This is a genomic window from Novosphingobium sp. TK46, from assembly GCF_055361525.1.
Window position 1 is genome coordinate 1,249,113 of the sequence record NZ_CM143963.1, and the last position, 23,122, is coordinate 1,272,234.

A 23,122-nucleotide genomic window follows, 5' to 3' on the forward strand; every position below is an offset into this window, starting at 1 on the left:
TGCAGGTGATCGGCAAAGTCATGCTGATCGCGGGCGGCAGCGGCTCGATCGGTGGAGCGATCGCGCGCGCTGCGGCGGCGCAAGGCTGGACCGTGGCCGTCCATGGCCGCAGCGAAGACAAGGTGGCGGCGGTGGTCGCCGAGGTGTCGGCCAGCGGCACCGCCGAGGGGTTCGTCACCGACATCTGGCAGGCCGATGCCGCCGATGCCCTGGTGGCCGATGTCGTCGAGCAGTTTGGCCGCCTCGACGCCGTGATCGATTGCACCGCCACCGGGCCGCAAGGGATCACCGGCGCCTTCGCTCAAACCGATCCAGCCGCGTTCGGCACCTTGCTCGACCTGTCGCTGGGCTGGCTGCAACGGCTGGCGCATGCCGCCTATCCACACCTGGCGCGCGAGGGCGGCACGCTGATCGCCTTCGTCTCCGATGCCGGCGTGTTCGCCGCGCCGCGCCAGGCGCTGATCGGTGCCGCGCGCGCCGGAACAATCGGGTTCGTGCGCAACTTCGCGATGGACGCTGGCCGCGACGGCATCCGTGCGCACTGCATCTCGCCCAGCTACGTCGCCGACAGCGACAGCGCGCGGCGGATGGGAGCCGAACGCATGGCGAAGGCGGCAAGCCGTGCGGGGCTGGGCCTGCCCACCGCCGCGGATATCGCGCCGCTGGCGGTGTTCCTGTGCAGCGATGGTGCGGCGAGGATCACCGGTCAGGTCATCAGCGTGAACGGCGGGCTGAACGCCTGACCTGTCAGAGGCGGCTCAGTCAGGCTTGCTCCGCAGCCACATAAGCCTCCAGCGTGTCGAGATGGCGCGCGATTTCCGCGTCGGGCAGGAAGGCGCCGGTGAAGCTGTTGCGCGCCAGGGTCACCAGATCGTCCCGGCTCAGCCCGCGTGCGACCGTCACCGCGCGATAGTTGTCGCCGATGTAGCCGCCGAAATAGGCTGGATCGTCCGAGTTCAGCGTTGCCTTCAGCCCAGCCGCCAGCATGCGATCGATCGGATGGTCCGCTAGATCGCTGACTACGCACAGCTTGAGGTTGGAGAGCGGGCAGACCGTCAGCGTCATCTCATCGCGCTTGAGGCGCTCGACCAGCGCGGCGTCCTCCAGTGCGCGGTTGCCGTGATCGATGCGGTCGGTGGCAACCACGTCGAGCGCTTCCCACACGTAAGCGGGCGGCCCCTCCTCACCCGCATGTGCGGTGATCTTGAGGCCCTTGTCCCGCGCCGCCGCGAACACTCGCGCGAACTTGGCGGGGGGATGGCCCAGTTCCGACGAATCGAGCCCGACGGCGGTGATCCGGTCCAGCCACGGCTCGGCTTGCGCCAGGGTGGCGAAGGCGGCGTCCTCGCTCAGGTGGCGCAGGAAACACAGGATCAGCCGCGTGGTCATTCCGTGGCGTTCGTACGCTTCGGCTTGGGCCGAGAGCAGCCCTTCGATCACCTCGGCGAAGGCGATGCCGCGTGTCGTGTGGGTCTGTGGGTCGAACATGATCTCGGCATGAGTGACGCCACCGGCGGCCGCGCGATCGAAGTAGGCGGTGGCGAGATCGTGAAAGTCGGCCCGCGTCTGCAGCACGGCGGCGCCGGCGTAGTAGATGTCGAGGAAATCCTGCAGGTTGGAAAAGGCATAGGCCGCGCGCACCTCCTCCACCGAGTTATAGGGGATGGCGATGCCGTTGCGCTCCGCCAGCGCGAACATCAGTTCCGGCTCCAGGCTGCCTTCGATGTGGAGGTGCAGTTCGGCCTTGGGCAAGCCGGTGATGAAGGCGTCGAGGTCGGTCATGCTGGTCATTGGTAAGGTCGGCTCCAGGCGAGTCAGTTCGGTGCGTGTCTGTGCCACGCAGGCTGGCCCATGATGTAGGTTGCCGCGATCGTGCGGTCGTCGCCCAGGATCTGGAGTGCGAACAGCCGCGCCGCAAGGTCGGCGCCCTGCGTGCGACGCGCCAGCAGCGGCGTGGCGGCGGGATCGAGCACCACGAAGTCGGCCTCCTGCCCGGGTTCGAGCGCGCCGACGCGGTCGCCGATGTGGAGCAGCGCGGCACTTCCGGCGGTGGCGAGATAGAGCGCGCGGAATGGGTCGAGCGCCTCGCCTCGCGCCAGCGCCGCCTGATACGCGAGCCCCGCGGTGTGCAGAAGCGAAAACGAGGTGCCGGCCCCGACATCGGTGCCCAGGCCCAGGCGAACCTTGTGGCGATCGTTCAGGCCGAAGTCGAAGAAGCCGGAACCCAGGAACAGGTTGGAGCTGGGGCACACCGCGATGCCGGCGCCGCTTTCGTGCAGGCGATGGCAGGCGCGATCGCTCAGGTGGATGCCGTGTGCGAAGACCGATCGCGGGGTGACGAGGCCGAAGCGATCGTAGGCATCGAGGTAGTCGGCGGCCTCTCGAAAACGATCCGCCACGACCTCGCACTCGCGCACATTCTCCGCCAGGTGTGTGTGCATCAACACGTCGGGGTGTTCGGCGACGAGCGCGCCGGCATCGGCCAATTGCGCGTCGCTGGAGGACAGCGCAAAGCGCGGGGTCACCGCATAACCCAGCCGGCCGCACCCATGCCAGCGGCGGATCAGGGCCTCGCTCTGCGCCCGCCCGCTGGCGACGGTATCGCGCAGGCCGTCGGGGCCAAGGTCCATCAGCACCTTGCCCGAGATTACGCGCATATTGCGGCTTTCAGCAGCCTCGAACAGCGCATCGACCGAGTGTTCGTGGACGGTGGGAAAGACCAGCGCGCTGGTGGTGCCGTTGCGCAGCAGTTCGTCGAGGAAGAACGCGGCCACCGTGTCGGCGTGGACCTTGTCGGCGAAGGCTTTCTCGGCGGGGAAGATGTGGCGGTCGAGCCAGTCGAGCAATTGCTCGCCGTGCGAGGCGATCTTGTCGGTCTGGGGGTAGTGGACGTGGGCGTCGACGAAGCCGGGGACGATCAGTCCGTGCAGATGCGCGGTCGGGACATGGGCGTAGCTGTCGGCAAGGTCAGCGTAAGCGCCACGCGCGATCACGATACCATCCTCGATGACGAGCAAGCCGTCGGGTTCGTGGCGAGCGCAACCAGGCGCGTCGCGGGGGTCGTGGGGGACGGACAGCAGTTCGCCGCGGATAGCGTGGATCATGCGGCGGCCTGCCGGCGCAACACGTCTTGGGGCTGCAAGGTCACCGCCTAGTCCCCCCGCAACGTCAGCAATTGCGCCAGCACCGAGATCGCGATCACGTCCGGCTCCTTGCCGCGCACGCCGGGCATGCCGATCGGCGCGGTGAGGCGGGCGAGCGCTTCCTCTCCCAACCCATCTGCCGCAAGCCGCGACTTGAACCGTGCGATCTTGGTCTGCGAGCCGATCAGACCGACGAAAGCCAGCGGCTTGCCGCTCAGCGCCGCCAGCGCGAGGTAATAGTCGAGGGGGTGATCGTGCGTCAGAATCGCCACTGCCGCGTCGGCCGGCGCATCGGCGAGGCAAGCGCCGACTGTCTCCTCGTCCACCACGGTCACGCCGTCGATCGTCGCCTGCTCGGGCCGGGTGTCGAACCAGGCAAGCTGGAACGGCAGACCGGTGACGTGCCGGGCGATGGCTTGGCCGACATGCCCCGCGCCGAACAGGTAGAGCGGGCGCGGGCGCTCGCCGACCGGCTCGACCAGGCGCGCGCCGGGCATGGGCTTGTCGCCGCGCGCGGACTGGCGGGTCGCGGTCTCGCGCAAGTGGACGGCGCGCAGCACGGCGCGGTCTTCCAGCCGCGTCTCCAGCATCCGTCCGGGCTCGGCATCGTGCAGCCAGTCGAGCGCGGTGGGATCGAGGTGCTCGACCATCAGCCGCACGCGCCCGCCGCAGCATTGGCCCAGCAGCGGGCCGAGCGGATAGTCCTGCACGCGCCAGCTACCGCGCGGCAGATCCAGCACGGCGCGCGCCTGCTCGATGGCGCGCAGTTCCAGCTGGCCACCGCCGATGGTGCCTTCCTGCCCGTCGCCCCAGACCAGCATCCGCGTACCGGCGCCGCGCGGTGCCGATCCCTCCGTCGCCAGCAGCGAGATCATCGCGGTGGGCTTGTCCGGCAGTCGCCGCAGCCAGCCGATCCATTGAGTCATGAGCGGTGTCCGGCGATGGCGTTCAGGATCTTCTCCGGCGTGGCGGGGGCGTCGAGTGGCGGCAAGTCGCGCTTGTCCGGATTTGTCGCGGCGATGGCGCGGTTCAGGGCGCTGAACACCGAGATCGCCAGCATGAACGGCGGCTCGCCCACCGCCTTGGAGCGGTTGATCGTCGGCTCGGCGTTCTCGCCGTCCCATAGGTCGATGCGCAGGCGCTTGGGGCGGTCGGAGGCGGTGGGGATCTTGTAGGTCGCGGGGCTGTGGGTGAGCAGGCGACCCTTCTGGTCCCACACCAGCTCCTCGGTGGTAAGCCAGCCCTGGCCCTGCACGAAGCCGCCTTCGATCTGGCCCCGGTCCACGCCCGCGTTCAGCGAGCGGCCGACGTCGTGGAGGATGTCGACCGCCAGCACCTTGTGCTCGCCGGTCAGCGTGTCGATCGCGACTTCGGACACGGCGGCGCCATAGGCGAAGTAGTAGAACGGCCGGCCTTTGTGCGCGGCGCGGTCGTATTCGATGCCGGGCGTGGCGTAGTAGCCGGTCGATGACAACGAGATCCGCCCGATGTGCGCCTTGCGCGCGACGTGGGCGAAGGGGATTACCTCACCCGCGACCAGCACGCCGTCGAGGGTGAACAGCACTTGCTCAGGTGCGCAATCGTAGGTGCGGGCGAGAAACGTAATCAGCCGGTCGCGGATCGTCATTGCCGCCTCGTAAGCCGCCATGCCGTTAAGGTCCGCGCCCGAGGAGGCGGCGGTGGCCGAGGTGTTGGGCACCTTGTCGGTCCGCGTCGCGGTGATCCGCACGGTCGCGAGCGACACCGCGAACACGTCCGCCACCACTTGCGCGACCTTGACGTAGAGCCCCTGCCCCATCTCGGTGCCGCCGTGGTTCACCTGGATCGAGCCGTCGGTGTAGACGTGCACCAGCGCCCCGGCCTGGTTGAGATGGGTGGTGGTGAAGCTGATGCCGAACTTCACCGGGGTGAGCGCGATACCCTTCTTGAGGATCGGGTTGGCGGCATTGAACGCCTCGATCGCGGCGGCGCGCGCGTCGTAGCGTGAGGTCGCGCGCAGGCAGGCGATCAGCGGCGGCGCGATGTTGTCGGTGACGCGCATGTCGTAGGGCGTGACGTCGCGGCCCGGCCCGTAGAGGTTGGCGATGCGCACATCGAGCGGATCGCGGCCCAGCGCGGCGGCGACGTGGTCGATGATCCGTTCGATCGCCAGCATCCCCTGCGGTCCGCCGAAGCCGCGAAAGGCGGTGGCGGAGACGGTGTTGGTCTTCAGCCGTTCCGAGACGATGACGATGTCGGGGATGTAATAGCAGTTGTCGGCATGGAACATCGCGCGGTCGTTGATCGCCGAGGACAGGTCGAGCGTGGCGCCGCAGTCGGAGGCGAGGTGCAGCGAGAGCGCGAGCAGCCGACCTTCCTTGTCATACCCGGCATCGTAGGACACCTGAAACGGGTGCCGCTTGCCGGTGAGAGTCATGTCGTCGTCGCGGTCGCAGCGAAACTTGGCCGGGCGGCCGGTGCGATGCGCGGCCAGCGCGGCGGCGGCGGCGAACAGCGCGGCCTGCGTCTCCTTGCCGCCGAACGCCCCGCCCATGCGCCGCACTTCCACGGTCACGTCGGCGGAGCTGAGGTTCAGCAACAGGGCAATCAGGTGCTGCACTTCGCTGGGGTGCTGGGTGGAGCTGAGCAGGTGGATCTGCCCGTCCTCACCCGGCGTGGCGACGGCGACTTGGCCTTCGAGGTAGAAGTGATCCTGCCCGCCCATCTCGAAGCGACCCGAAAGGCGGTGCGGCGCTGATGCCAGCGCGGTCTCGGCATCGCCGCGCGCCATGCGCTGCGTCGGCTCGATCCGCGACGACGCCGCTTGTGCGGTGGCGATGGTGAGGATCGGCGCAACCGCGTCGTACGTGACCTTGCCCAGGCGCGCCGCCTTGCGCGCGGCCAGTTGGCTTGTCGCCGCGACCAGGAACAGCGGCTGGCCGTGGCTGATCACTTCGCCGTCGGCCAGCAGGCGGTCATCGTGCGCAACCGGGCCGACGTTGTTCTCGCCGGGAATGTCGGCGGCGGTGAAGACCGCGACCACGCCGTCCGCTGCCCGAACGTCTGCTAGGTCCATGGCGACGATACGCCCGCACGCCTCGCTGCTTTGCCCGAACGCGAGGTGGAGCATGTCTGCGGACTCGGCCACATCGTCGGCATAGCGCGCCGCACCGCTGACGTGCAGGCTCGCGCTGTCGTGCGGGTGCGAGGGCTTGGGCAGCACCAGGGCGGGATCGCGCTCAGCCATCGACCTGCAGTTCCAGCACCGAGATCGCCTGCCCCTGCTCGCGCGCCCACAGGCGGCGTAGCAGGTTGGCGGCGGCTTCGAGGCGATAGGCGGCGCTGCCGCGCACGTCGTCGAGCGGGGTAAAATCGGAGCGCAACGCCAACGTCGTCGCCTCGATCGTTTCGGCAGCGAATGGCTTGCCCTTCAGCGCCGCCTCGCATGCCAAGGCGCGTCGCGGGGTCGCCGCCATCCCGCCGAATGCGACACGCGCCCGCGCGATCATGCCATTTCGCACATCGAGCGCGAAGGCGCCGCATACCGCAGAGATGTCGCTGTCGAACCGGCGTGAGAGCTTGGCAACGTGGATCACTGCGGACGACTTGGGCCGGGGCACGAACACGCTCTCGACGAACTCGCCCGCGCGGCGGTCCTGCTTGCCGTAATCGAGGAAATAGTCTTCCAGCGGCATCGTCCGGCGCCCCTCGACATCGCGAAGGGTGAGCGTGGCGCCCAAGGCGATCAGCGCCGGGGGACCATCGCCGATTGGCGAGCCATTGGCGATGTTGCCGCCGATCGTCGCCGCATTGCGCACCTGCAGCCCGGCGAAGCGCCGCGTGAGTTCGTCGAGGTCGGGGTGCAGCCGGGCCAAGGCCTCATGCGCCCGCGCATACGTGACGCCCGCGCCGAGGGTGAGGCCATCCGCCGTCTCGTCGATCGTGCGAAGTTCGGGGATGTCGCCGATGAAGACCAGCGTATCGAGCGTGCGCAGGCCCTTGGTGACCCACAGCCCCACATCCGTCGCGCCAGCGACGATGCGCGCGTCGGGGTGTTCGGCGAGGAGCTGGGCCAGCATGGCCGGCTGACGCGGCGCGAACCACTCGCGGCCCTGATGTTCGCCCGAGGCCATTTCACGCGGCATGATGTTCCGGAGCGCGGGAACCAGCGCGGTGTCGTCCTGCGGGAGGCTGGGGACGGCCTCGCCCGCATCCAGGATCGGGCCGTAGCCGGTGCAGCGACACAGATTGCCGGCGATAACGTCGGCCACCGGCAAGTCGCAGCCGCTCGCGCCGATCGCCCGGCCATGCAACGCCATGACGAAGCCGGGGGTGCAGAACCCGCACTGCGAGCTGCCGTTCGCCGCCATGCAGGCCTGCAGCGGGTTCAGCTCGCCAGTCGGCGCCAGGCTCTCCACCGTCATCAGCGCCTTGCCGTCCAGCATCGGCAGGAACAGGATGCAGGCGTTGACGGCGCGCCATGCGACCGCCTCGCCCGCGAGTTCCCCTACCAGCACCGTGCAGGCGCCGCAGTCACCCTCGGCGCAGCCTTCCTTGGTGCCGGTGCGGCGCAGCTTGTAGCGCAAGTGGTCGAGCACGGTGGCGGTGGGATCGACATCGGCGAGTTCGATCACTTCGCCGTCAAGAAGGAAGCGGACGGTCACTTCAGCTGCCACGATAGGTCGAGTAGCCATAAGGCGAGACCAGTAGCGGCACGTGATAGTGGCCCTCGCCCGAGATGCCGAAGTCGATGGACACCACGTCGAGGAACGGCGGCTCGGACAGCGTCATGCCGGCCTTCAGGAAGTAATCGGCCACCGCGAAGGTCAGCTTGTAGCGGCCCTCCGCTAACTCCGGCAGGCCGGGGCAGCGGCCGTCCGCGTTGGTCATGCCGGCGAACAGCGGCACGCCGTTCGCATCGCACAGCGTCAGCGAGACCTCGGCGGCGGGCCGGCCGTGCGTGGTGTCGAGGACGTGGGTGGACAAGGTGTTCATTCGGCGGCCTCCCGCTTCGGCCAGTCGCCGACGAACTCGTGTTCCTCGTAAGCGATCAAATCGGCGATCAGCGTCTCGCGGTCGTCGAGAAACAGCTGGTCGGCCACGCCCTTCACCAGTCGCGGCAAGGCGTTCTTGAGGCCGGACAGTGCCGAAGCGGACAGGCCCAGGCTGACCAGCGCCGAGTAATTGAATGCGAACAACCCGTGCAGCGAGCGATCCCCGCCCTCCCGCGGCAGGAACTCGAACGCGGGGCCGAGGTAGGGATGCGCGTCGATCAGCGCGTTCTCCTGACCCGCCGGCGGCGTATAGCGATCGGACCAGCGAGCGATGCGGTCGCCCAGCAGGCGCAACTCGGGGCGCAGGCCGGGGTCGCTGATCAGGCCGGTCGAGAGGATCAAGAAGTCGTACTCGTAGGTGCCCTGCGGCGTGGTGACGCGGGCGCCTTGCGCCGTTTCCTCGACCGAGAGCCACGGCGAGCCCAGGTGTAGTTCGAAGCCCGGCCAGGCGGCGGCGCGGTTGAAGGTATCGTTGGTGGGCGGCTGGTTGTGGCCCAGGAACGCGTGCATTACCGCGTGCTTCTCGGCATCGTTCAGCGCCGGATAACGGGCGGTGAAGCCGACGCGCTCCATGTAGCGGATCGGGTTGATGCGCGGCAGCACCTGGCGGCGGATGTGGACGTGAACCTCGCCCACGCCTTGCGTCAGCGCCGCATTGGCGTTGTCGAACGCCGAGGCGCCGCCGCCCAGAATCGCGACGCGCTTGCCCGCCAACGGGGCGAAGTCGATCGGTTCGCTGGTATGGGCATAGCGATCGGGCGAAAGCGCGCGCGAGACCATCGGCGGGGTGTGCCACTCGCCACCGCCCTGGATGCCGGTCGCCAGCACCACCTTGCGCGCCAGCAGACGGTCGCCGCCGACCAGATCGAGGCGGAACAGACCGTCTCCGATGGGCTCGATATGATCGAGCTTCGCCTCGTTGCGCACCGGCAGGTCGAGCACGCGGCGATACCAGCGCAAGTACGCCATCCAGTCGCCGCGGGCGATCTTGTCGACCGCCGCCCAGCCCTCGGCCCCATGCTGCGCTTCCCAGAACGCGCGGTAGGTGAGCGCAGGGACGCCGAAGTCGATCGGGGTCAGGTCCTTGGGCGTGCGCAGGGTGAGCATTCGCGCGTAGGTTTCCCAGGGGCCTTCGTAGCCGGCGGGGTTCTCGTCGATTACGAGCACGTTGGAAATCCGCTCGCGCAGCAGGCCGAAGGCGGCGGCGAGGCCGCTCTGGCCGCCGCCGATGATGATGACGTCGTACACGTGGCTGTCGGGGTGTGTGCGGGGACGAGTCCAGTCCGGGCCGCCATGGCCGACCAGTGCCAGCTGGCGGGCGAGTTCGGTTTCGAGGTCCGCGAGGCTCATGCGGTCTGGTCCTTCAGGCGCAGCCGCACGATCTCGCCGATCTGCTCCAGCGCCGTCGCGACTTCCTCGTCGCGCGTGCTGGCGAGGCGCCGTTCCATGGCGGCCAGAATACCAGCTTTGTCGGTCAGCCGCACGCAGATGATGAACGGCATGGCGAACCGCTCACGATAGGCGGCGTTGAGCGTATGGAAGCGGTCGTACTCCTCAGGGGTCAGGCGATCGAGGCCGACGCTGGCCTGCTCGGCGGCGGAGGCGGCGGTGAGCGTCCGGTCGATCGCCGCCTTGCCCGCCAGCTCCGGGTGCGCCCGGATCAACGCGAGTTGCTCGTCGGACGTGGCGTCGTGCAGCACGGCCATCAGATCGGCATGGCGATCACCGGACGAGGGCTGTGCATCGGCGCGCTCTTCGACCCACGGGCTATGCTCGAACAGCGCGCTCATGACGTGACCCCTTCCAGGCTGACGTGCGCGGAGACGACTTTCCAGCCGTCCGCGAACCGGACCCAGCTTTGCGTCTGGCGCCCGCGCCGGTCGCTGTTCTCGCGGAAGAACTCGGCATCGGCGGTGGCGAAGCAGTCGCCGTAGACGGTGATCGCGACCTTGCCGAGCTTGCGTTGCGGCGAGCCGCCGCGGCCCTTGCGGAAGGCGCGGATCTCTTCGATGCCGTAAAGCACTTCACCCACGCCATAACGATTGGTGGTGGGCGCATCGTGGAACAGCGCATCCATCGCGGGCACGTCGTCGGCCATCAGCGCGCGTTCGTATTCCTCGAACGCGGCGGTGACTTCGGCGAGGAGGACGGGGTTATCGATCTCCATGGGGATGCACCTCCATCCAGTGCCGGGCGATGTCGATGCGACGCGCGACCCAGGCGTCGCCGCTCGCCATCACATGATCGACGAACCGCGCCACCCACCGCGCGCGGCCGGGCTTGCCGGCGATGCGGGCGTGGAGGCCCACGCTCATCATCCGGCCGCCTTCCTCGCGCAGCTGGTCAAAGGTGTCGCGCATGTGGCGGAAGAACTGCTCGCCCTCGGTGAAGCCGTTGAGCGCGACGATCTTCATGTCGTTCACGTCGAGCGTGTAGGGGACGATCAGTTGTTTGCCCTGCCAGTAGGGAAGGTCATCGGCGTAGCTGTCGGCGTCGTAGAGGAAGCCGCCCTCCTCCGCGACCAGCCGCGCGGTGTTGGGCGAGGTGCGGCCCTGATACCAGCCGAGCGGGCGACTGCCGGTAAGCTTTTCGTGCAGCGCGATGGCCTCGGCGATGTGGGCGCGCTCGATGGCCTCGGGCACAGTCTGGTAGTCGATCCAGCGCAGGCCGTGGCTGGCGATCTCCCAGTCGGCCGCGCGCATGGCGGCGGCGACCTCGGGGTTCATCTCCAGGGCCTTGGCCACGCCGAACACGGTCACGGGCAGGTTGCGCTGCGCGAACAGTCGGTGGAGGCGCCAGAAGCCGGCGCGGCTACCGTATTCGTAGAGGCTTTCCGTCGCCATCGCCCGGTCCGGATGGCTCGGCGCGCCGACCATCTCGGAGAGGAACGCCTCGGAGCCCTTGTCGCCGTTTAGGACCGAGTTCTCGGCGCCTTCCTCGTAGTTGACGACGAACTGCACCGCGACCCGCGCGCCGTTCGGCCACTGCGGGTCGGGAGGGGACGCACCGTAGCCGACGAGATCGCGCGCCTGCGTCATGCGTGCCATGCTTCAATCGCCGCCGGCACCGCCCCGCCCAGAGGCACCGCGTAACCTTCACGCTTCAGGCAAGCTTCCAGCGCCGCGAGCGTCAGCAGCACCTTGTGCTTCATTGCGTTGTAGCCCATCGCGCCCAGCCGCCAGATCTTGCCTTGCAGCGGGCCGAAGGCGGTGCCGATCTCGATCTCGAACTGTTCGCGCATGGCGAGCCGCACCGCTTCGCCGTCGACGCCGTCGGGGATGTACACGCCGGTCACATTGGTCATGCGATAGCGGTCGTCGCCGAACACCGTCAGCCCCATCGCGCGCAAGCCCGCCGTCATCGCGCGGCCGGCGCTGACGTGGCGGGCGAACCGCGCCTCCAGCCCCTCGGCCAGCGCGACGCGGGCACATTCGCGCGCCGCGTAGAGCATTGAGGTCGCCTCGGTGTGGTGGTTTAGCCGCTTGTCAGACCAGTAGTCCATGATCATCGCCAGGTCGAAATAGTTGGAGCCGATACGTGGCCCCTGCCCGTCGGCGATGTCGCTGCGGCGGATGCCCTGTTCGACATGGCGGCGGCGCGCAATGTGTTCGGCGGCGCGGTCCGAGATGGTGATCGGTGCCGAGCCGGACGGGCCGCCAAGGCACTTCTGCAAGCCGCCGGTGACGACGTCCGCGCCCCAGCGGTCGGCGGCGATCTCCATGCCGCTGAGCGTGGCGGTCGCATCGACGTAGAGCAGCGCGCCCGCGGCCTGGGCCAGCTCGCCCAGGCCGTCGAGCGGCTGCGCCATGGTGGTTGAGGTGTCGCCGTGGATGGTCGCGACGTGGTGCGGCTGGACGCGGTGGATGGCCTCGCCAATGGCGTCGAGCGGCACCACCTCACCCCACGGCGCATCGACCGTCTCGATCTTGGCGCCGATGCGGCTGAGGATCTCGGTCAGCAGCAGCCCGAAGCGGCCGAAGTTGATCACCAGCACCGTCTCGCCCGGTGCGACCATGCTGACCAGCGCCGCCTCGATCCCGGCACGGGCGGTGCCGTCGATCAGCATCGTCCACTGGTTCTGCGTGCCGAAGATCGGGCGGTACAGCGCCATGACCTGGTTCATGTAGCCGGTCATCTCGGGGTCGAACTGGCCGAGCAGGTCGGCCGACATCGCGCGCAGGACACGCGGATGCGCGTTGACCGGGCCGGGGCCCATCAGCAGGCGCTGGGGCGGATCAATCTCGCCGAACAGGAGGGGGTCGAGGTCAAGCATACGACGCTCCATTTTCTTGGGCCAGTCGTTCGATGAAGCCGAGCATGACCTGCAGCGCGATTTCGGCGTCCGCAGGGTCGACATGCTCGGCGGGATTGTGGCTGATACCGCCCTTGCAGCGGATGAACAGCATGGCCGTGGGGCACAGCGCGGCCATGTTCATCGCATCGTGCCCGGCGCCCGAGACGAGGCGACGAACCGGCTGGCCAGCGGCGACAAGCGCCTGGTCCATCAGGTCCATCAGCGCGGGGTCGCAGGGGCTCGCGGGCAGGTCGTGGATGCGCTCGACGGCAAGGTCCAGGTCGCGCGCCCGGGCGATCTCGGCAATGCGGGCGAGTATCGCCTCGGCCACGCCATCGCGCCGGCTTTCGACGCCCGAGCGTACGTCGATGGTGAAGCGCACGTCGCCGGGGATCACGTTGGGTGCGCCGGGCAGCGCCTCGATCGAACCGACGGTGGCGACCACGTCCGAATTGTCGGCCCGCGCCAGCTGCTCCACCGCCAGCATCATCGCGGCGGCCCCGGCCAGCGGATCGCGGCGCAGGCGCATGGTGGTGGTTCCAGCGTGCCCCGCCATGCCCTTCACCGCGACCTTGTAGCGCAGCTGCGAGGCGATGCCGGTGACGGTGCCGACAGCCAGGCCGTCCGCTTCCAGCACAGGGCCTTGCTCGATATGCGCTTCGAGATAGGCGAGGGCCGATCCGGAGGGCCGGGCCGCATCGAGGTAATCGGCCACCCCGTCCGGCAGCGCCGAAGCCAGCGTGATCCCGCCGGCATCGGTGATTTCGAGAGCGGCGGGCTCCAACGTGCCCGCCACCGCGCGGCTGGTGAGCATGGCGGCGGGAAAGCGCGAGCCTTCCTCGTCGCCGAACGCGTAGACTTCGATGGCGAACGGGAACCGGCGGTTTTGCGCGTGGAGCGTCGCCACGCACTCGATGCCCAGCATGATCCCCAGCGGGCCATCGTAGCGCCCGCCGTCTCGCACGCTGTCAAGATGACTGCCGATCAGCAGCGCGGGTGCCTCGCGGTCGGAGCCTTCGTAACGGCCGACGAGGTTTGCGGCGGGGTCGCGGCGCACGGTCATCCCGGCCTCGGCCATCCAGCCGGTGAGTGCGTCCTGCGATGCCATGTAGCTGGGCGTCAGGTAGGCGCGATAGAGCCCGCCAGCCATGTCGCTAAAGGGCGCGACGCCGAGCGCATCGCAACGCGCGACCGCGCGGGCTCCGCCAAAGTGAAGCCCAAGCATCACCGTAGAGCCCTTCCCTCGACCTCAATGTTCGTCACCCCCGCGAAGGCGGGGGTCCATCTCCCGAGGTCGCGTAAAGGGAACCACCTGGAGATGGATTCCCGCCTACACGGGAATGACGAGGTTCTCGATTTCACCATCCCGACACACCGCCATCGCTGCGGGGGTCGGTGGCACCGTCGAAGGTTCCGCCGGGATGGCGCACCAGCGCGCCGGCATGGCCCATCGTCGCCGTCAGTGGGCCGATGCGTTCGACATCGTGCCCGGCCTCGGCAAGCTGCACATAGAGCGCTTCGTCGAACCCATCTTCCAGCTTGAGCGTGGTGGATTGCTCGCCCCAGGTACGGCCCAGCAGCCAGCGCGGGGCGCTAATCGCGTCCTGCAGGTCGACGCCGAAGCGGGCGTAGCGGGTGAACAGGGCGGCCTGCGTCTGCGGTTGGCCCTCGCCGCCCATGGTGCCGTAGGCCATGACGCGGCCATCGTCGAACACCGCCAGCGCAGGGTTGAGGGTGTGGAACGGCTTACGGCCAGGTTTCAGCGCATTCCAGCCGGTCTCGGCCAAACGGAATGAGCTGCCACGGTTCTGCCAGGTGATGCCGGTCTGCGGCAGCACGAGGCCAGAGCCGAACTCGAAGTAGGTCGACTGGATCGCCGAGACGACGCGGCCCTCGCGGTCTGCCGCGCCGAACCAGCAGGTATCGCCCCACTGCGGCGGCTGCGGCCAGGGCAGCGCCTTCGTCGGATCAATCCGCGTGGCCAAGACATCGAGCGCCTTGGTATCGTCGAGCAGCGCCTGAAAGTCATAGGTCGTGTGCAGCGGATCGCCGACGTGGACATCGCGCAGCAGGAACGCCTGCTTGGTCGCCTCCACCAGCCCGTGGACATGGTCGAACCCGTCCGGCGCGGCGGCGGCAAGACGGTCGAACAGCGCCAGGATCACCAGAGCGGCGAAGCCCTGGGTCGGCGGCGTGCTGTTGTAGAGCTGGGCTCCGGCAATCGGTACGGTGAGGGGCGCGGGGCGGCTGGCGGTGTGGGCGGCGATATCGGCGGCGGAGACCGGACTGCCCAGCGCCGCCAAATCCTGCGCGATCATCGCCGCCAGCTCGCCATGGTAGAAGTCATCCAGTCCGTTCGCCGCCAGTTTGCGCAGGGTCGCGGCAAGTAGCGGCTGGCGCAGGGCATCGCCTTGCTGCAGCGGGCGGCCCTCAGGCTCGAACACCGCACCATAGCTGCCGGGCTGCACGCGCAATTCCGGTCCCTTGGCAGCGGCGATGGCAGCTCCCCCGGCGGTGACCGTCACCCCCGCCTCGGCATGGGCGATCGCATCGCGCAGGAGGCGATTGAGCGGCAGCTGGCAGTAAGGCTCGGCCAGCGCCGCTTCCCAGCCGGAGATCGTGCCAGCCACCGTGTTCGCCGCCAGAGGCCCGCGCGTCGGCACGGCCTCCAGCCCGGCATACAGCGACAGGTCCGCCATCGCCGCAGCACCGCCGCAGCCGTGGATCGAGTGGACGAAACCATCCGGCTCGCGGATCACCCAGAAGCCGTCGCCGCCGATGCCGGTCATGTGCGGGTAGACCACCGCCAGCGTCGCCGCGACGGCCACACACGCCTCGACCGCGCTGCCGCCGTCCTTGAGCACATCGCAACCCGCCTGCGCGGCAAGGTAATGCGGCGCGGTGACGATGCCGTTCGAGGCGTGGACCGTCTGCATCAGTTGGGCAGCGCCTTTACGAAAGCCCGCACCACTTGCGCCGAATTCACCGAGGCAAGCGCCATGAACGTCTCCATCTGATTTTCGCTCTCGTCGCCTCCGGCAAGGTCGGACAGGCTGCGAAAGACGATCGCGGGCACCTGGTTGGCATAGGCGACCTGAGCCATCGCCGCACTCTCCATGTCGAGCACGCGCGCCTTGTAGGTCGACTGGAGGTATTCGCGAAACTCGGCATTGTCGGCGAACACGGTGGCGCTCACCCCTGTGCCACCGACGACGATCTTGGGCTCGTGCTCAAGGCAGGAGCCGCGCGGGGCGGCCGTGTTCGCGGGCGCCGTGCCGATGCAGCGCTGCAAACGCGTCGTCGCCGCAACCTGGCGGGCGAGCGCGACCAGTCCCGGATCGACGGCGATGGTGTAGTGGCGTGTCGCCTCTTCGCTGGCGTTGCCCACCCGCACGCCGCGCGGGAACATCATGCCCCAGTTCTTGGGCGCTTGCGGGTCCTGCGGCTCGGGCGTCTTCCAACCCTGCGGCGTCTTGCGCGCGAACGAGACCTCAAGATATTGCGCCCAGTCCTGCGCGACGACGACGTCGCCAATGGACAGATCCGGATCGACACCCCCGGCGATGCCCGAAAACACGATGCGCTTCACGGTGAACCGGTCGAGCACCAGCTGCGTGTTCATCGCCGCGTTGACCATGCTGACGCCGCTTTGCATCAGCACCACCGGCTTGCCCTCCATCGTGCCGGTCAGGATCGTCAGGCCGTTGATCTTGTAGGTCTTCGGCTTCTGCACCGCATGTTCCAGCGCCTGCCATTCGGGGAAGAATGCGGTCATGACCACGGTGCGCGGGGTCGCGTCCAGCGGTTTGGCCACCACCGGAGTGGCGCACAAGGCAAGCAGCATCGCGAGAAGAACGCGCATCACGAAGCTCCCATCCAGACGAAGCGGAACACGAACAGCACCGCCAGCAGCAGCAGGAACCAGTCGCTCCTGACGATCGTACCGCGCACCAGCTTGAGCGCGGCATGCGCGGTAATGCCGAAGGCGAGGCCGTTGGCGATCGAGAACGTTAGCGGGATCATCGCCACCGTCAGGAACGCCGGGATCGCCGAAAGCGGGTCCTCCCACTCGACCTCGGTCAGCGGCAGCAGCATCAGACCGCCGACGATGATCAGCGCCGGCGCGGTCGCCGCCAGCGGGATCACTTGCGCATAAGGCGCGACGAACATCATCGCCAGGAACAGCACGCCGGTGACCACCGCCGTAAGGCCGGTGCGGCCGCCCGCCTGCACGCCCGCCGCGCTCTCGACATAGCTGGTGACGGTGCTGGTACCCGCCATCGAGCCAACGATGGTGGCGGTAGCATCGGTGATGAGAATACGGTTGAGGCGCGGGATGCGCCCATCGGCGTCCATCAGCCCGGCGCGCTTGGTCACCGCGACCAGGGTGCCGATGTTGTCGAACAGGTCGACGAACAGGAACACGAACAGGATCTCCAGCAGGCCTAGTCCGTGGCTGCCATTGAGGCCGAACACGCCCTTGAGGTCGAGCTGGAACGCGGTGCCGGTCAGCGCCGCCAGCGAATAGGGCTCGGGCTTGAGCACGACCTGCCCGGTCGCCCAGGCGACCAGCGTGGTCGCGACGATGCCGATCAGCATCGCGCCGCGCACTTTCCACACGCTGAGCGCGCCGATGATCACCAGGCCCAGGATCGCCAGCGCCGCACCCGGCGCCTTGAGATCGCCCAGCGCGACGAACGTGGCGGCGTTGGCGACGACGATGCCCGCGTCCTTCAGGCCAATAAAGCCGATGAACAGCCCGATCCCGCCCGCGACCGCCGCGAACAGGTATTGCGGGATCGAGTTGACGATCAGCTGGCGGATGCCGGTCAGCGTCAGGATCAGGAAGGCGATGCCGGAGATGAACACGCAGCCCAGCGCCACCTGCCAGGGCACACCCATCTGCTGCACCACGGTGTAGCTGAAGTAGGCGTTGAGCCCCATGCCGGGCGCCAGCGCCAGCGGCGTGTTGGCAACCAGCCCCATCAGGATCGAGGCGAACGCGGCGGCAAAGCACGTCGCGGCGGCAACCGCGGCGACCGGCATGCCGGCGCTGCCCAGGATCGCCGGGTTGACCAGCACGATATAGGCCATCGTCAGGAACGTGGTGACGCCGGCCAGCACTTCGGTGCGCACGGTGGTGCCGCGCGCACCAAGCTGGAAGTACCGCGCCAGAGCGCCGTTTTCGGGCGGGACGTGCGTTTCGCCCGGTGGATCCATGATGCCCGCCTGTGTCACGCCGTTGCCCCCAACTTGGCTGCGGACGCCAGGGCGCCCGGCTCCGTCCACCCGATTACTCCACGTGCTTCCAGCCCTACGGCAAAGGCGAACAGGTCCGCCTCGCGATTCGCCCGACCCATCAGCTGCAGCCCCAGCGGCAAGCGCCCGGGACGGTGCAGCGGCACTGACAGCGACGGCAGGCCGAGGAAGCTGATCGGCTGCGTGTGGATGCCGAGGTCCGCCCGCGCCGGTGACAGCGCGCCGTCGATCAGGATGCGCGGGTCGGTGACCAGCGGCGCGGTGCACGGCGTCGCCGGTGCGAGCAGCACGTCGAACCCGGCGATCAGGGCGCCGATCCGCGCCTTGTATTCAGTGCGGAATCCTTGCGCTTCGGCGTAGAGTTCGTCCGGCAGCAGCGCACCCGCGAGCAGCCGGTCGCGCGTGACGGGATCGAACGCCATCGCATTTCGCGAAAGGGCCTCACGGTGGAGCGCGCCGCCTTCGTAGGCGGTGATGAGGAACGCGGCGGACCGCGCGCGGGCGATCTCGGGCAATGTGACCAGTGGCGCATCGGGCGCGATCGCGTCGATGGCGGCAAGTTGGTCGGCGTCGGCGTTCTCGCGGAAGCGCCCGCCGAGGCGCGCGACGCGCCAGCTTGCCGGAGCATCGTCGGGGTCACCGCCAGCCAGCACTTGCCAGACCGCCCGCAGGTCGGTGACGGTGTTGGCGAACGGTCCGACGTCATCGAAGCTGGCTGCGAAAGGGAACACGCCGCCCAGGGGCAAACCGCCGTGGGTCGGCTTGAGACCGTACGTGCCGGTCAGGCTCGCCGGAACCCGCACCGAGCCGTTGGTGTCCGATCCCAGGGAGAAACCCAGCAACCCGGCTGCGACCACTGCCGCCGAGCCGCCCGACGAACCACCGGCAAGGCGCGAGGGATCATGCGGGTTGCGGGTGGTGCCGTGCACGGCGTTGATGGTCGCGAAGCCATAGGCGAACGCGTCCATGTTGAGCGTCGCGACGAGGATGGCGCCTGCTTCACGCAACCGCACGATCGCCTCGGCATCGGTCGTCGCTGGCGGGGCATCGGCATAGAGTGCGGAGCCGGCGGTGGTCGGTAAGCCCTCGACGTCGAACAGATCCTTGACGCCATAGGGCACGCCAGCAAGCGGCCCCGGATCGCGCCCGGCGGCGACGGCGGCGTCGACCGCGGCGGCTTCGCGCCGGGCCCGCTCGGGCAAGAGGCGCGTGACGGCATTCAGCTCTGGATCACGATGCGCGAGGTCGGCGAGCACTTGCTCGACCACGGCGACGGCACTCAAGGCGCCGGTGCGCACCTGTGCGGCGATGTCCAGCGCGGGTGTCATGCGGAACCAGGAGGCGGATCGCCGCGCATGCGCGTGGCATGGCCCGACAGTAGCGACAGGTTGGTGGCGACGCCTTCCGCGCTGGCGGCCGGAATCTCGATCCCGCGCGCGCGGGCGGCCTGGGCAATCTGCTCAGGCGTTTGCGGTACGTCGCTCGACGGCACGACCGCCGTGTCCCCGGCCGCCTTGGCATAACGTGCGGCAAGCCACGCGCAGACGAACAGCTGCAGCTGGTGGAATATCATCAGCGGCAGCACCACCATACCCACTTGCGCCGGCGCGAACAGCGCGCCCGCCATCGGCACGCCCGAGACGAGGCTTTTCTTCGAACCGCAGAACAGCAGCACGATCGCATCCTCGCGCGGCAAGCCGGCGAGCCGGGCCACGAGCGCATTGATCACCATGATCGCGGCCAGGATCAGCGCGCTGATCAGCAGGAGGACGAGCAGGTCGCTTACCCCCAGCGTCTGCCAGATTCCGTTCACCACCGCGGCGCTGAAGGCGGTGTAGACCACCAGCAGGATAGAGCCACGATCCACCGGCATCAGGATCTTCTTGTGCCGATCCACCCACTTGCCGATCAGCGGGCGCAGGAAATGCCCGGCGAGAAACGGCAGCAGCAGTTGTTCGACGATGCCGCGCGCCGCGTGCCAGTCGAACCCCTGCCCTGCTGCGCGTGAATGGATGAACAGGCTGGCAAGCAGCGGCGTGATGACGATGCCCAGCAGATTCGACAGCGAGGCGCTGCACACCGCCGCCGCGACGTTGCCGCGCGCCATCGCGGTGAACGCGATCGAGGATTGCACCGTCGAGGGCAGCAAGGTCAGGAACAGCACGCCCGACACCAGCAACGGATCGAGCCAGCCGCTCGCCAGCTGTCCGGTGGCATAGCCGACCAAGGGGAACCAGACGAAGGTGGACGCCAGCACGAGCGCATGAAGCCGCCAGTTGCCGATGCCCTGGACGATCGCCTCGCGCGACAGCTTGGCGCCGTGCAGGAAGAACAGCAGCATGATCGCCAGGTCGGCGAAGACGTCGAACGCCGCCGCCGCCGGCCCACGTACCGGCAGCAGCGACGCAGCCGCCACCACCGCGATCAGGCAGAGGAGAAAGGGATCGATCTTGGGGATGAACGACGGTTGCCGCATGGTGAGTTTCTCCTGCCTGCCCGCCCCCTATCTAGCAAACGCAATGATCGGAACGGATCGTTGCAAAAATGCGCGCAGGAGGACGAGCGCTAAAGCTTGAACCAGAGAGTTGCGCTTGGCCGATGCCGGCCTCGATCCGCAAGACGGTCCAACGGTGCGCAAACCGCCGGCACAACGCGAGTCTACGGATCTACCGCCGCGCCGCCTTCATTCGCGCCGGACGACGGCCAGGCCACGGGCGGAAGCCGGCTCAAGCCCGGCGGTGGTCTTCGCGCATCGATCATCTGCGCTGCCTCATCGAGCGCGCGCGCCTCACCCATGCTGACGCCACCCGGTCCGGGGGCGTTGTCGGGTTTCTCGCACCCGGTCAACGCCAGTCCCGCTATCGCGATCCAGTATCCTCTCATAGCACGCACCATAGCGTGCCGCAGCCCGAGGCAAAGCGCAGACAAGCGCTTACGCCGTCAAAAGCTGAACCTCAGCCTTCGATGATGCGCGTCTGCGGGTGATGTTTGTCCAGGTGGCGGCGGATCAGCTTGAGGTTCTTGCTGTTCGAGCGAAAGACAAAATCGAACAGGTCGCCCGCCACCGGGATCGCACCCACCGCCGTATCGAAGCCGACATTGGCGAGCATGCGGGCAAGCCGGAACTTCGACATGCCAAGGTTGCGCGCCTCCCACACGAGATAAAGCCCCAAGGCTGCCGAGATCAGATCGCCTGCGACCGGTATCAGCCCGACGACCGCGTCAAGTCCGACGGGTCGCTTGGTACCGGGCACGTTGAAGCTGCGCTCGAGAACTTTTTCAAGCGCCTCAACCCGCTGGCGGATAGCGGCGGGATCATTGCCGAGCGGCAATTCCAGACCCATGCGTCGAACCGTGTCGGCACCAGCCATCTTCGCGCGCAATCCTTCTAGCTCGATACGTACCTATCTGGGCAGCCACGCCAGCGGCATCAAGGGGTGCCAGGCCCAGGCGTTGCTGGCGAAGCCGTTGACGTTGCCGCGCACCAGCGACCACCGGATCGGCGAGCCGAACGGAATGAACAGATTGGCCGATGTCAGCCGCGCCTCCGCCTCACCCAGGAGCGCCGAGCGCTGGGAATCGTCGATCACGCGCGAGGCGCCCGCGACGATCGCGTCGACCTCTGCATCGCAGAGGCCCCGACGGGCGGTGCACGACAGCCGGTTGAGGAACCATCTGGCACGAGGGTAACGCGCGACATCGTCGATCAACCGCAAGTCGGCCTTGGCAAGCGTAAGCGCACGCGTGCTGGCGATGCCGATCGTGCTGAAATCGCGCTTCAGACGATCGAACAGCATATCGGCCCCCGGCCCCGCAGGCAGCCAGATCGCGACGCTCGGCGCGGCGCCCGCGCCCCGACCGCCATTTGCCGCCACCCAGTCTTTCACGCGACTGGCGGCAGCGGTCCGCCGTTCATCCATCGACTGGTCGGCCCAGCGCTCGCCATTGGTGCCAAGATCGCCTTCCAGCCCCGGCGCGACCAGCCGCGTCGCCGGAGTCCAGCCGCTGACGCCAAACGGCGCCATCAGCGCAGGGCGATCGATCGCCAGCGCCAGCGCCTCGCGGTTCCGGCTGGTGGACAGGAAGCCCTTGTCGCTTACCACCTGGAGACCGAACAGCCCGCTCACCGGATCGAGCTGGATCGTTCCGCGCAGAATGCCGACCGAGCTGGTCAGCGGGAAGTTCTGGATGCGTCCGCCCAGCACCAGATCGACCTTACCCTCGTTGAACAGATTGACCGCATCGCTGGCGGGCAGGGCGGACATCGTCAGCGGCCGGGCGCGGCGATCCCAGTCGGGCACCTCGGGCAAGCCGAGGCGGGTAGGATCGATCGGAGTGAACTGCGAAACGGCGCCGCGCCGCTCCAGCGACATCGGCCCGTCGCCCTGCTTGCCGTTCAGCAGGCCAAGCTCGGGCTGGGCGAGCAGCTGGAGGAAGTAGGGCATCGGGCGAACCATGCGGATCTCGATGACGCGGCCGGCCATCACCCGGATCTCGTCCACTGCGGCAAGATCGAGCGCCAGTGTCGTCTTGCGTTGCGCGCGGATGGCGGCGTCGAGTGCAGCCTTGGCGGATCGCGCGGTCAGGGGCTCACCGTTGCGCCACTCGCCATCGCGCAACCGGAAGATATAGCTTTGCCCGTCGTCAGTGACGATCCACCGGTCGGCCAGCGCGGGAACGACGCGGCCCTGTTCGTCGAACGAGACCAATCCCTCGGCGATCGAGGCGCGGGTGAGTTGGGCGGCAAGCGGACGATCGATGCCGCCGGACTGCTCGCCATCTTCGGGCTCGGTGATCGCGGCGAGCGCGAAGGTAGAGCTGTTCCTCGATCCGCAAGAACCGAGCAGCAGCAGGGCGCTTGCGGCCAACAGGATGCGCAGCGCGCCGGTGCGGGCGGGGAAAGGTTTGGCGAGCGCGTGTCGCGGGGCGGCCATCATCGTTCGCCTAGTCGATTTTGCCGCGCCCGCAAAGCCGCTCGCAGCTTGGCGAGGGGCAGATCGCATCACACTTTGCGGACGGTGCCTTGTGGAGCGGTCGCGGGGCTGCGGGTGAAGTGCGGAGCGGGCTCTTCCTCGTTCGGCCGCGCACGCGCCAGCCGTGGATCGATCGGTTCGACAAAGGCGACACCAAAGCGCGTATCCTGCACCCAGGCGACCGATCCCAGAACCCAGCCGATGTTGCGGATGTTCACCTCGACCGCCGAACCGCGGCGAACGCGAACGGTGCCCTCGCCCATCATCCCGCCGTCGGACAGATTGCGCACCTTGATACGATGTTCCTGCGGCAGGCCATCGACTCGCAAATCCGCCAGCACGAAAAGACTGTCGCGAGCAATCTGCCTGTTTTCGCTTCCGTCCATCGGCTCCATCACGCAAACCATCGCGGTTTCAGAT

22 protein-coding genes are annotated in these 23,122 nt (G+C 68.2%); 1 reads left to right on the forward strand and 21 read right to left on the reverse strand.

The annotated features are described in order from the left end of the window. Nucleotides 1–5: 5 nt before the first annotated feature. Nucleotides 6–743 (forward strand): SDR family oxidoreductase, encoded by a 738-nt coding sequence (locus ACXJ1Z_RS05895; protein WP_463780255.1) that lies wholly within the window; start codon nucleotides 6–8, stop codon nucleotides 741–743. A 19-nt stretch (nucleotides 744–762) separates the two neighbouring features. Here the strand turns inward: ACXJ1Z_RS05895 and ACXJ1Z_RS05900 are convergent, their stop codons facing one another. The 21 genes from ACXJ1Z_RS05900 to ACXJ1Z_RS06000 form a co-directional block, all read right to left on the reverse strand. Then, entirely contained in the window at nucleotides 763–1,782 is a 1,020-nt protein-coding gene (locus tag ACXJ1Z_RS05900) for an adenosine deaminase (RefSeq protein ID WP_463781178.1), read from the reverse strand. 32 nt (nucleotides 1,783–1,814) lie between these two features. Further along, nucleotides 1,815–3,104: a guanine deaminase gene (gene guaD / locus ACXJ1Z_RS05905; RefSeq protein WP_463780257.1), complete on the reverse strand. Its 1,290-nt coding sequence runs from the start codon at nucleotides 3,102–3,104 to the stop codon at nucleotides 1,815–1,817. A gap of 47 nt (nucleotides 3,105–3,151) precedes the next feature. Further along, on the reverse strand, nucleotides 3,152–4,069 hold the full coding sequence (xdhC, locus tag ACXJ1Z_RS05910) for a xanthine dehydrogenase accessory protein XdhC (protein ID WP_463780258.1): 918 nt from the start codon (nucleotides 4,067–4,069) through the stop codon (nucleotides 3,152–3,154). Further along, a complete protein-coding gene (gene xdhB, locus ACXJ1Z_RS05915; protein ID WP_463780260.1) occupies nucleotides 4,066–6,369 on the reverse strand; it encodes a xanthine dehydrogenase molybdopterin binding subunit in 2,304 nt (767 codons plus the stop codon). The genes xdhC and xdhB overlap by 4 nt, the downstream gene beginning before the upstream one ends. Beyond that, complete coding sequence (gene xdhA, locus ACXJ1Z_RS05920; RefSeq protein ID WP_463780263.1) at nucleotides 6,362–7,798, reverse strand: xanthine dehydrogenase small subunit; 1,437 nt, start codon at nucleotides 7,796–7,798, stop codon at nucleotides 6,362–6,364. Before xdhA ends, xdhB begins: the two co-directional genes overlap by 8 nt. After that, on the reverse strand, nucleotides 7,788–8,117 hold the full coding sequence (uraH, locus tag ACXJ1Z_RS05925) for a hydroxyisourate hydrolase (RefSeq protein WP_463780265.1): 330 nt from the start codon (nucleotides 8,115–8,117) through the stop codon (nucleotides 7,788–7,790). The genes xdhA and uraH overlap by 11 nt, the downstream gene beginning before the upstream one ends. Next, nucleotides 8,114–9,526, reverse strand: coding sequence for an NAD(P)-binding domain-containing protein (locus ACXJ1Z_RS05930; protein WP_463780266.1), 1,413 nt, complete (start codon nucleotides 9,524–9,526; stop codon nucleotides 8,114–8,116). The genes uraH and ACXJ1Z_RS05930 overlap by 4 nt, the downstream gene beginning before the upstream one ends. After that, nucleotides 9,523–9,966: a 2-oxo-4-hydroxy-4-carboxy-5-ureidoimidazoline decarboxylase gene (uraD, locus tag ACXJ1Z_RS05935; protein ID WP_463780268.1), complete on the reverse strand. Its 444-nt coding sequence runs from the start codon at nucleotides 9,964–9,966 to the stop codon at nucleotides 9,523–9,525. Before uraD ends, ACXJ1Z_RS05930 begins: the two co-directional genes overlap by 4 nt. Further along, nucleotides 9,963–10,343: an oxalurate catabolism protein HpxZ gene (gene hpxZ, locus ACXJ1Z_RS05940; RefSeq protein WP_463780269.1), complete on the reverse strand. Its 381-nt coding sequence runs from the start codon at nucleotides 10,341–10,343 to the stop codon at nucleotides 9,963–9,965. The genes uraD and hpxZ overlap by 4 nt, the downstream gene beginning before the upstream one ends. Continuing rightward, the gene (gene puuE, locus ACXJ1Z_RS05945; RefSeq protein WP_463780271.1) at nucleotides 10,330–11,214 is read right to left on the reverse strand and encodes an allantoinase PuuE; all 885 of its coding nucleotides are present in this window, start codon (nucleotides 11,212–11,214) and stop codon (nucleotides 10,330–10,332) included. Before puuE ends, hpxZ begins: the two co-directional genes overlap by 14 nt. Further along, nucleotides 11,211–12,449 carry a pyridoxal-phosphate-dependent aminotransferase family protein gene (locus ACXJ1Z_RS05950; RefSeq protein WP_463780272.1) on the reverse strand — a complete coding sequence of 413 codons (1,239 nt, stop codon included), beginning with the start codon at nucleotides 12,447–12,449 and terminating at the stop codon, nucleotides 11,211–11,213. The genes puuE and ACXJ1Z_RS05950 overlap by 4 nt, the downstream gene beginning before the upstream one ends. Continuing rightward, on the reverse strand, nucleotides 12,442–13,695 hold the full coding sequence (locus ACXJ1Z_RS05955; RefSeq protein ID WP_463780274.1) for an allantoate amidohydrolase: 1,254 nt from the start codon (nucleotides 13,693–13,695) through the stop codon (nucleotides 12,442–12,444). Before ACXJ1Z_RS05955 ends, ACXJ1Z_RS05950 begins: the two co-directional genes overlap by 8 nt. A 133-nt stretch (nucleotides 13,696–13,828) precedes the next feature. After that, complete coding sequence (locus ACXJ1Z_RS05960) at nucleotides 13,829–15,406, reverse strand: gamma-glutamyltransferase family protein (RefSeq protein ID WP_463780275.1); 1,578 nt, start codon at nucleotides 15,404–15,406, stop codon at nucleotides 13,829–13,831. Continuing rightward, on the reverse strand, nucleotides 15,406–16,332 hold the full coding sequence (locus ACXJ1Z_RS05965) for a 5'-methylthioadenosine/S-adenosylhomocysteine nucleosidase (RefSeq protein ID WP_463780277.1): 927 nt from the start codon (nucleotides 16,330–16,332) through the stop codon (nucleotides 15,406–15,408). The genes ACXJ1Z_RS05960 and ACXJ1Z_RS05965 overlap by 1 nt, the downstream gene beginning before the upstream one ends. After that, nucleotides 16,332–17,690 (reverse strand): NCS2 family permease, encoded by a 1,359-nt coding sequence (locus ACXJ1Z_RS05970; protein ID WP_463780279.1) that lies wholly within the window; start codon nucleotides 17,688–17,690, stop codon nucleotides 16,332–16,334. Before ACXJ1Z_RS05970 ends, ACXJ1Z_RS05965 begins: the two co-directional genes overlap by 1 nt. Before the next feature lie 14 nt (nucleotides 17,691–17,704). After that, nucleotides 17,705–19,057: an AtzE family amidohydrolase gene (locus ACXJ1Z_RS05975; RefSeq protein ID WP_463780280.1), complete on the reverse strand. Its 1,353-nt coding sequence runs from the start codon at nucleotides 19,055–19,057 to the stop codon at nucleotides 17,705–17,707. Continuing rightward, nucleotides 19,054–20,205, reverse strand: coding sequence for a bile acid:sodium symporter family protein (locus ACXJ1Z_RS05980; RefSeq protein ID WP_463780282.1), 1,152 nt, complete (start codon nucleotides 20,203–20,205; stop codon nucleotides 19,054–19,056). Before ACXJ1Z_RS05980 ends, ACXJ1Z_RS05975 begins: the two co-directional genes overlap by 4 nt. 182 nt (nucleotides 20,206–20,387) lie before the next feature. Beyond that, a complete protein-coding gene (locus ACXJ1Z_RS05985) occupies nucleotides 20,388–20,612 on the reverse strand; it encodes a hypothetical protein (protein ID WP_463780284.1) in 225 nt (74 codons plus the stop codon). 71 nt (nucleotides 20,613–20,683) lie between these two features. Further along, nucleotides 20,684–21,100, reverse strand: a complete 417-nt coding sequence (locus ACXJ1Z_RS05990; protein WP_463780285.1) for a DUF4112 domain-containing protein — start codon at nucleotides 21,098–21,100, stop codon at nucleotides 20,684–20,686. Nucleotides 21,101–21,133: 33 nt separating this feature from the next. Continuing rightward, nucleotides 21,134–22,666 carry an ABC transporter substrate-binding protein gene (locus tag ACXJ1Z_RS05995; RefSeq protein ID WP_463780287.1) on the reverse strand — a complete coding sequence of 511 codons (1,533 nt, stop codon included), beginning with the start codon at nucleotides 22,664–22,666 and terminating at the stop codon, nucleotides 21,134–21,136. 65 nt (nucleotides 22,667–22,731) lie between these two features. Next, complete coding sequence (locus ACXJ1Z_RS06000) at nucleotides 22,732–23,088, reverse strand: PilZ domain-containing protein (RefSeq protein WP_463780289.1); 357 nt, start codon at nucleotides 23,086–23,088, stop codon at nucleotides 22,732–22,734. Nucleotides 23,089–23,122: the final 34 nt, after the last annotated feature.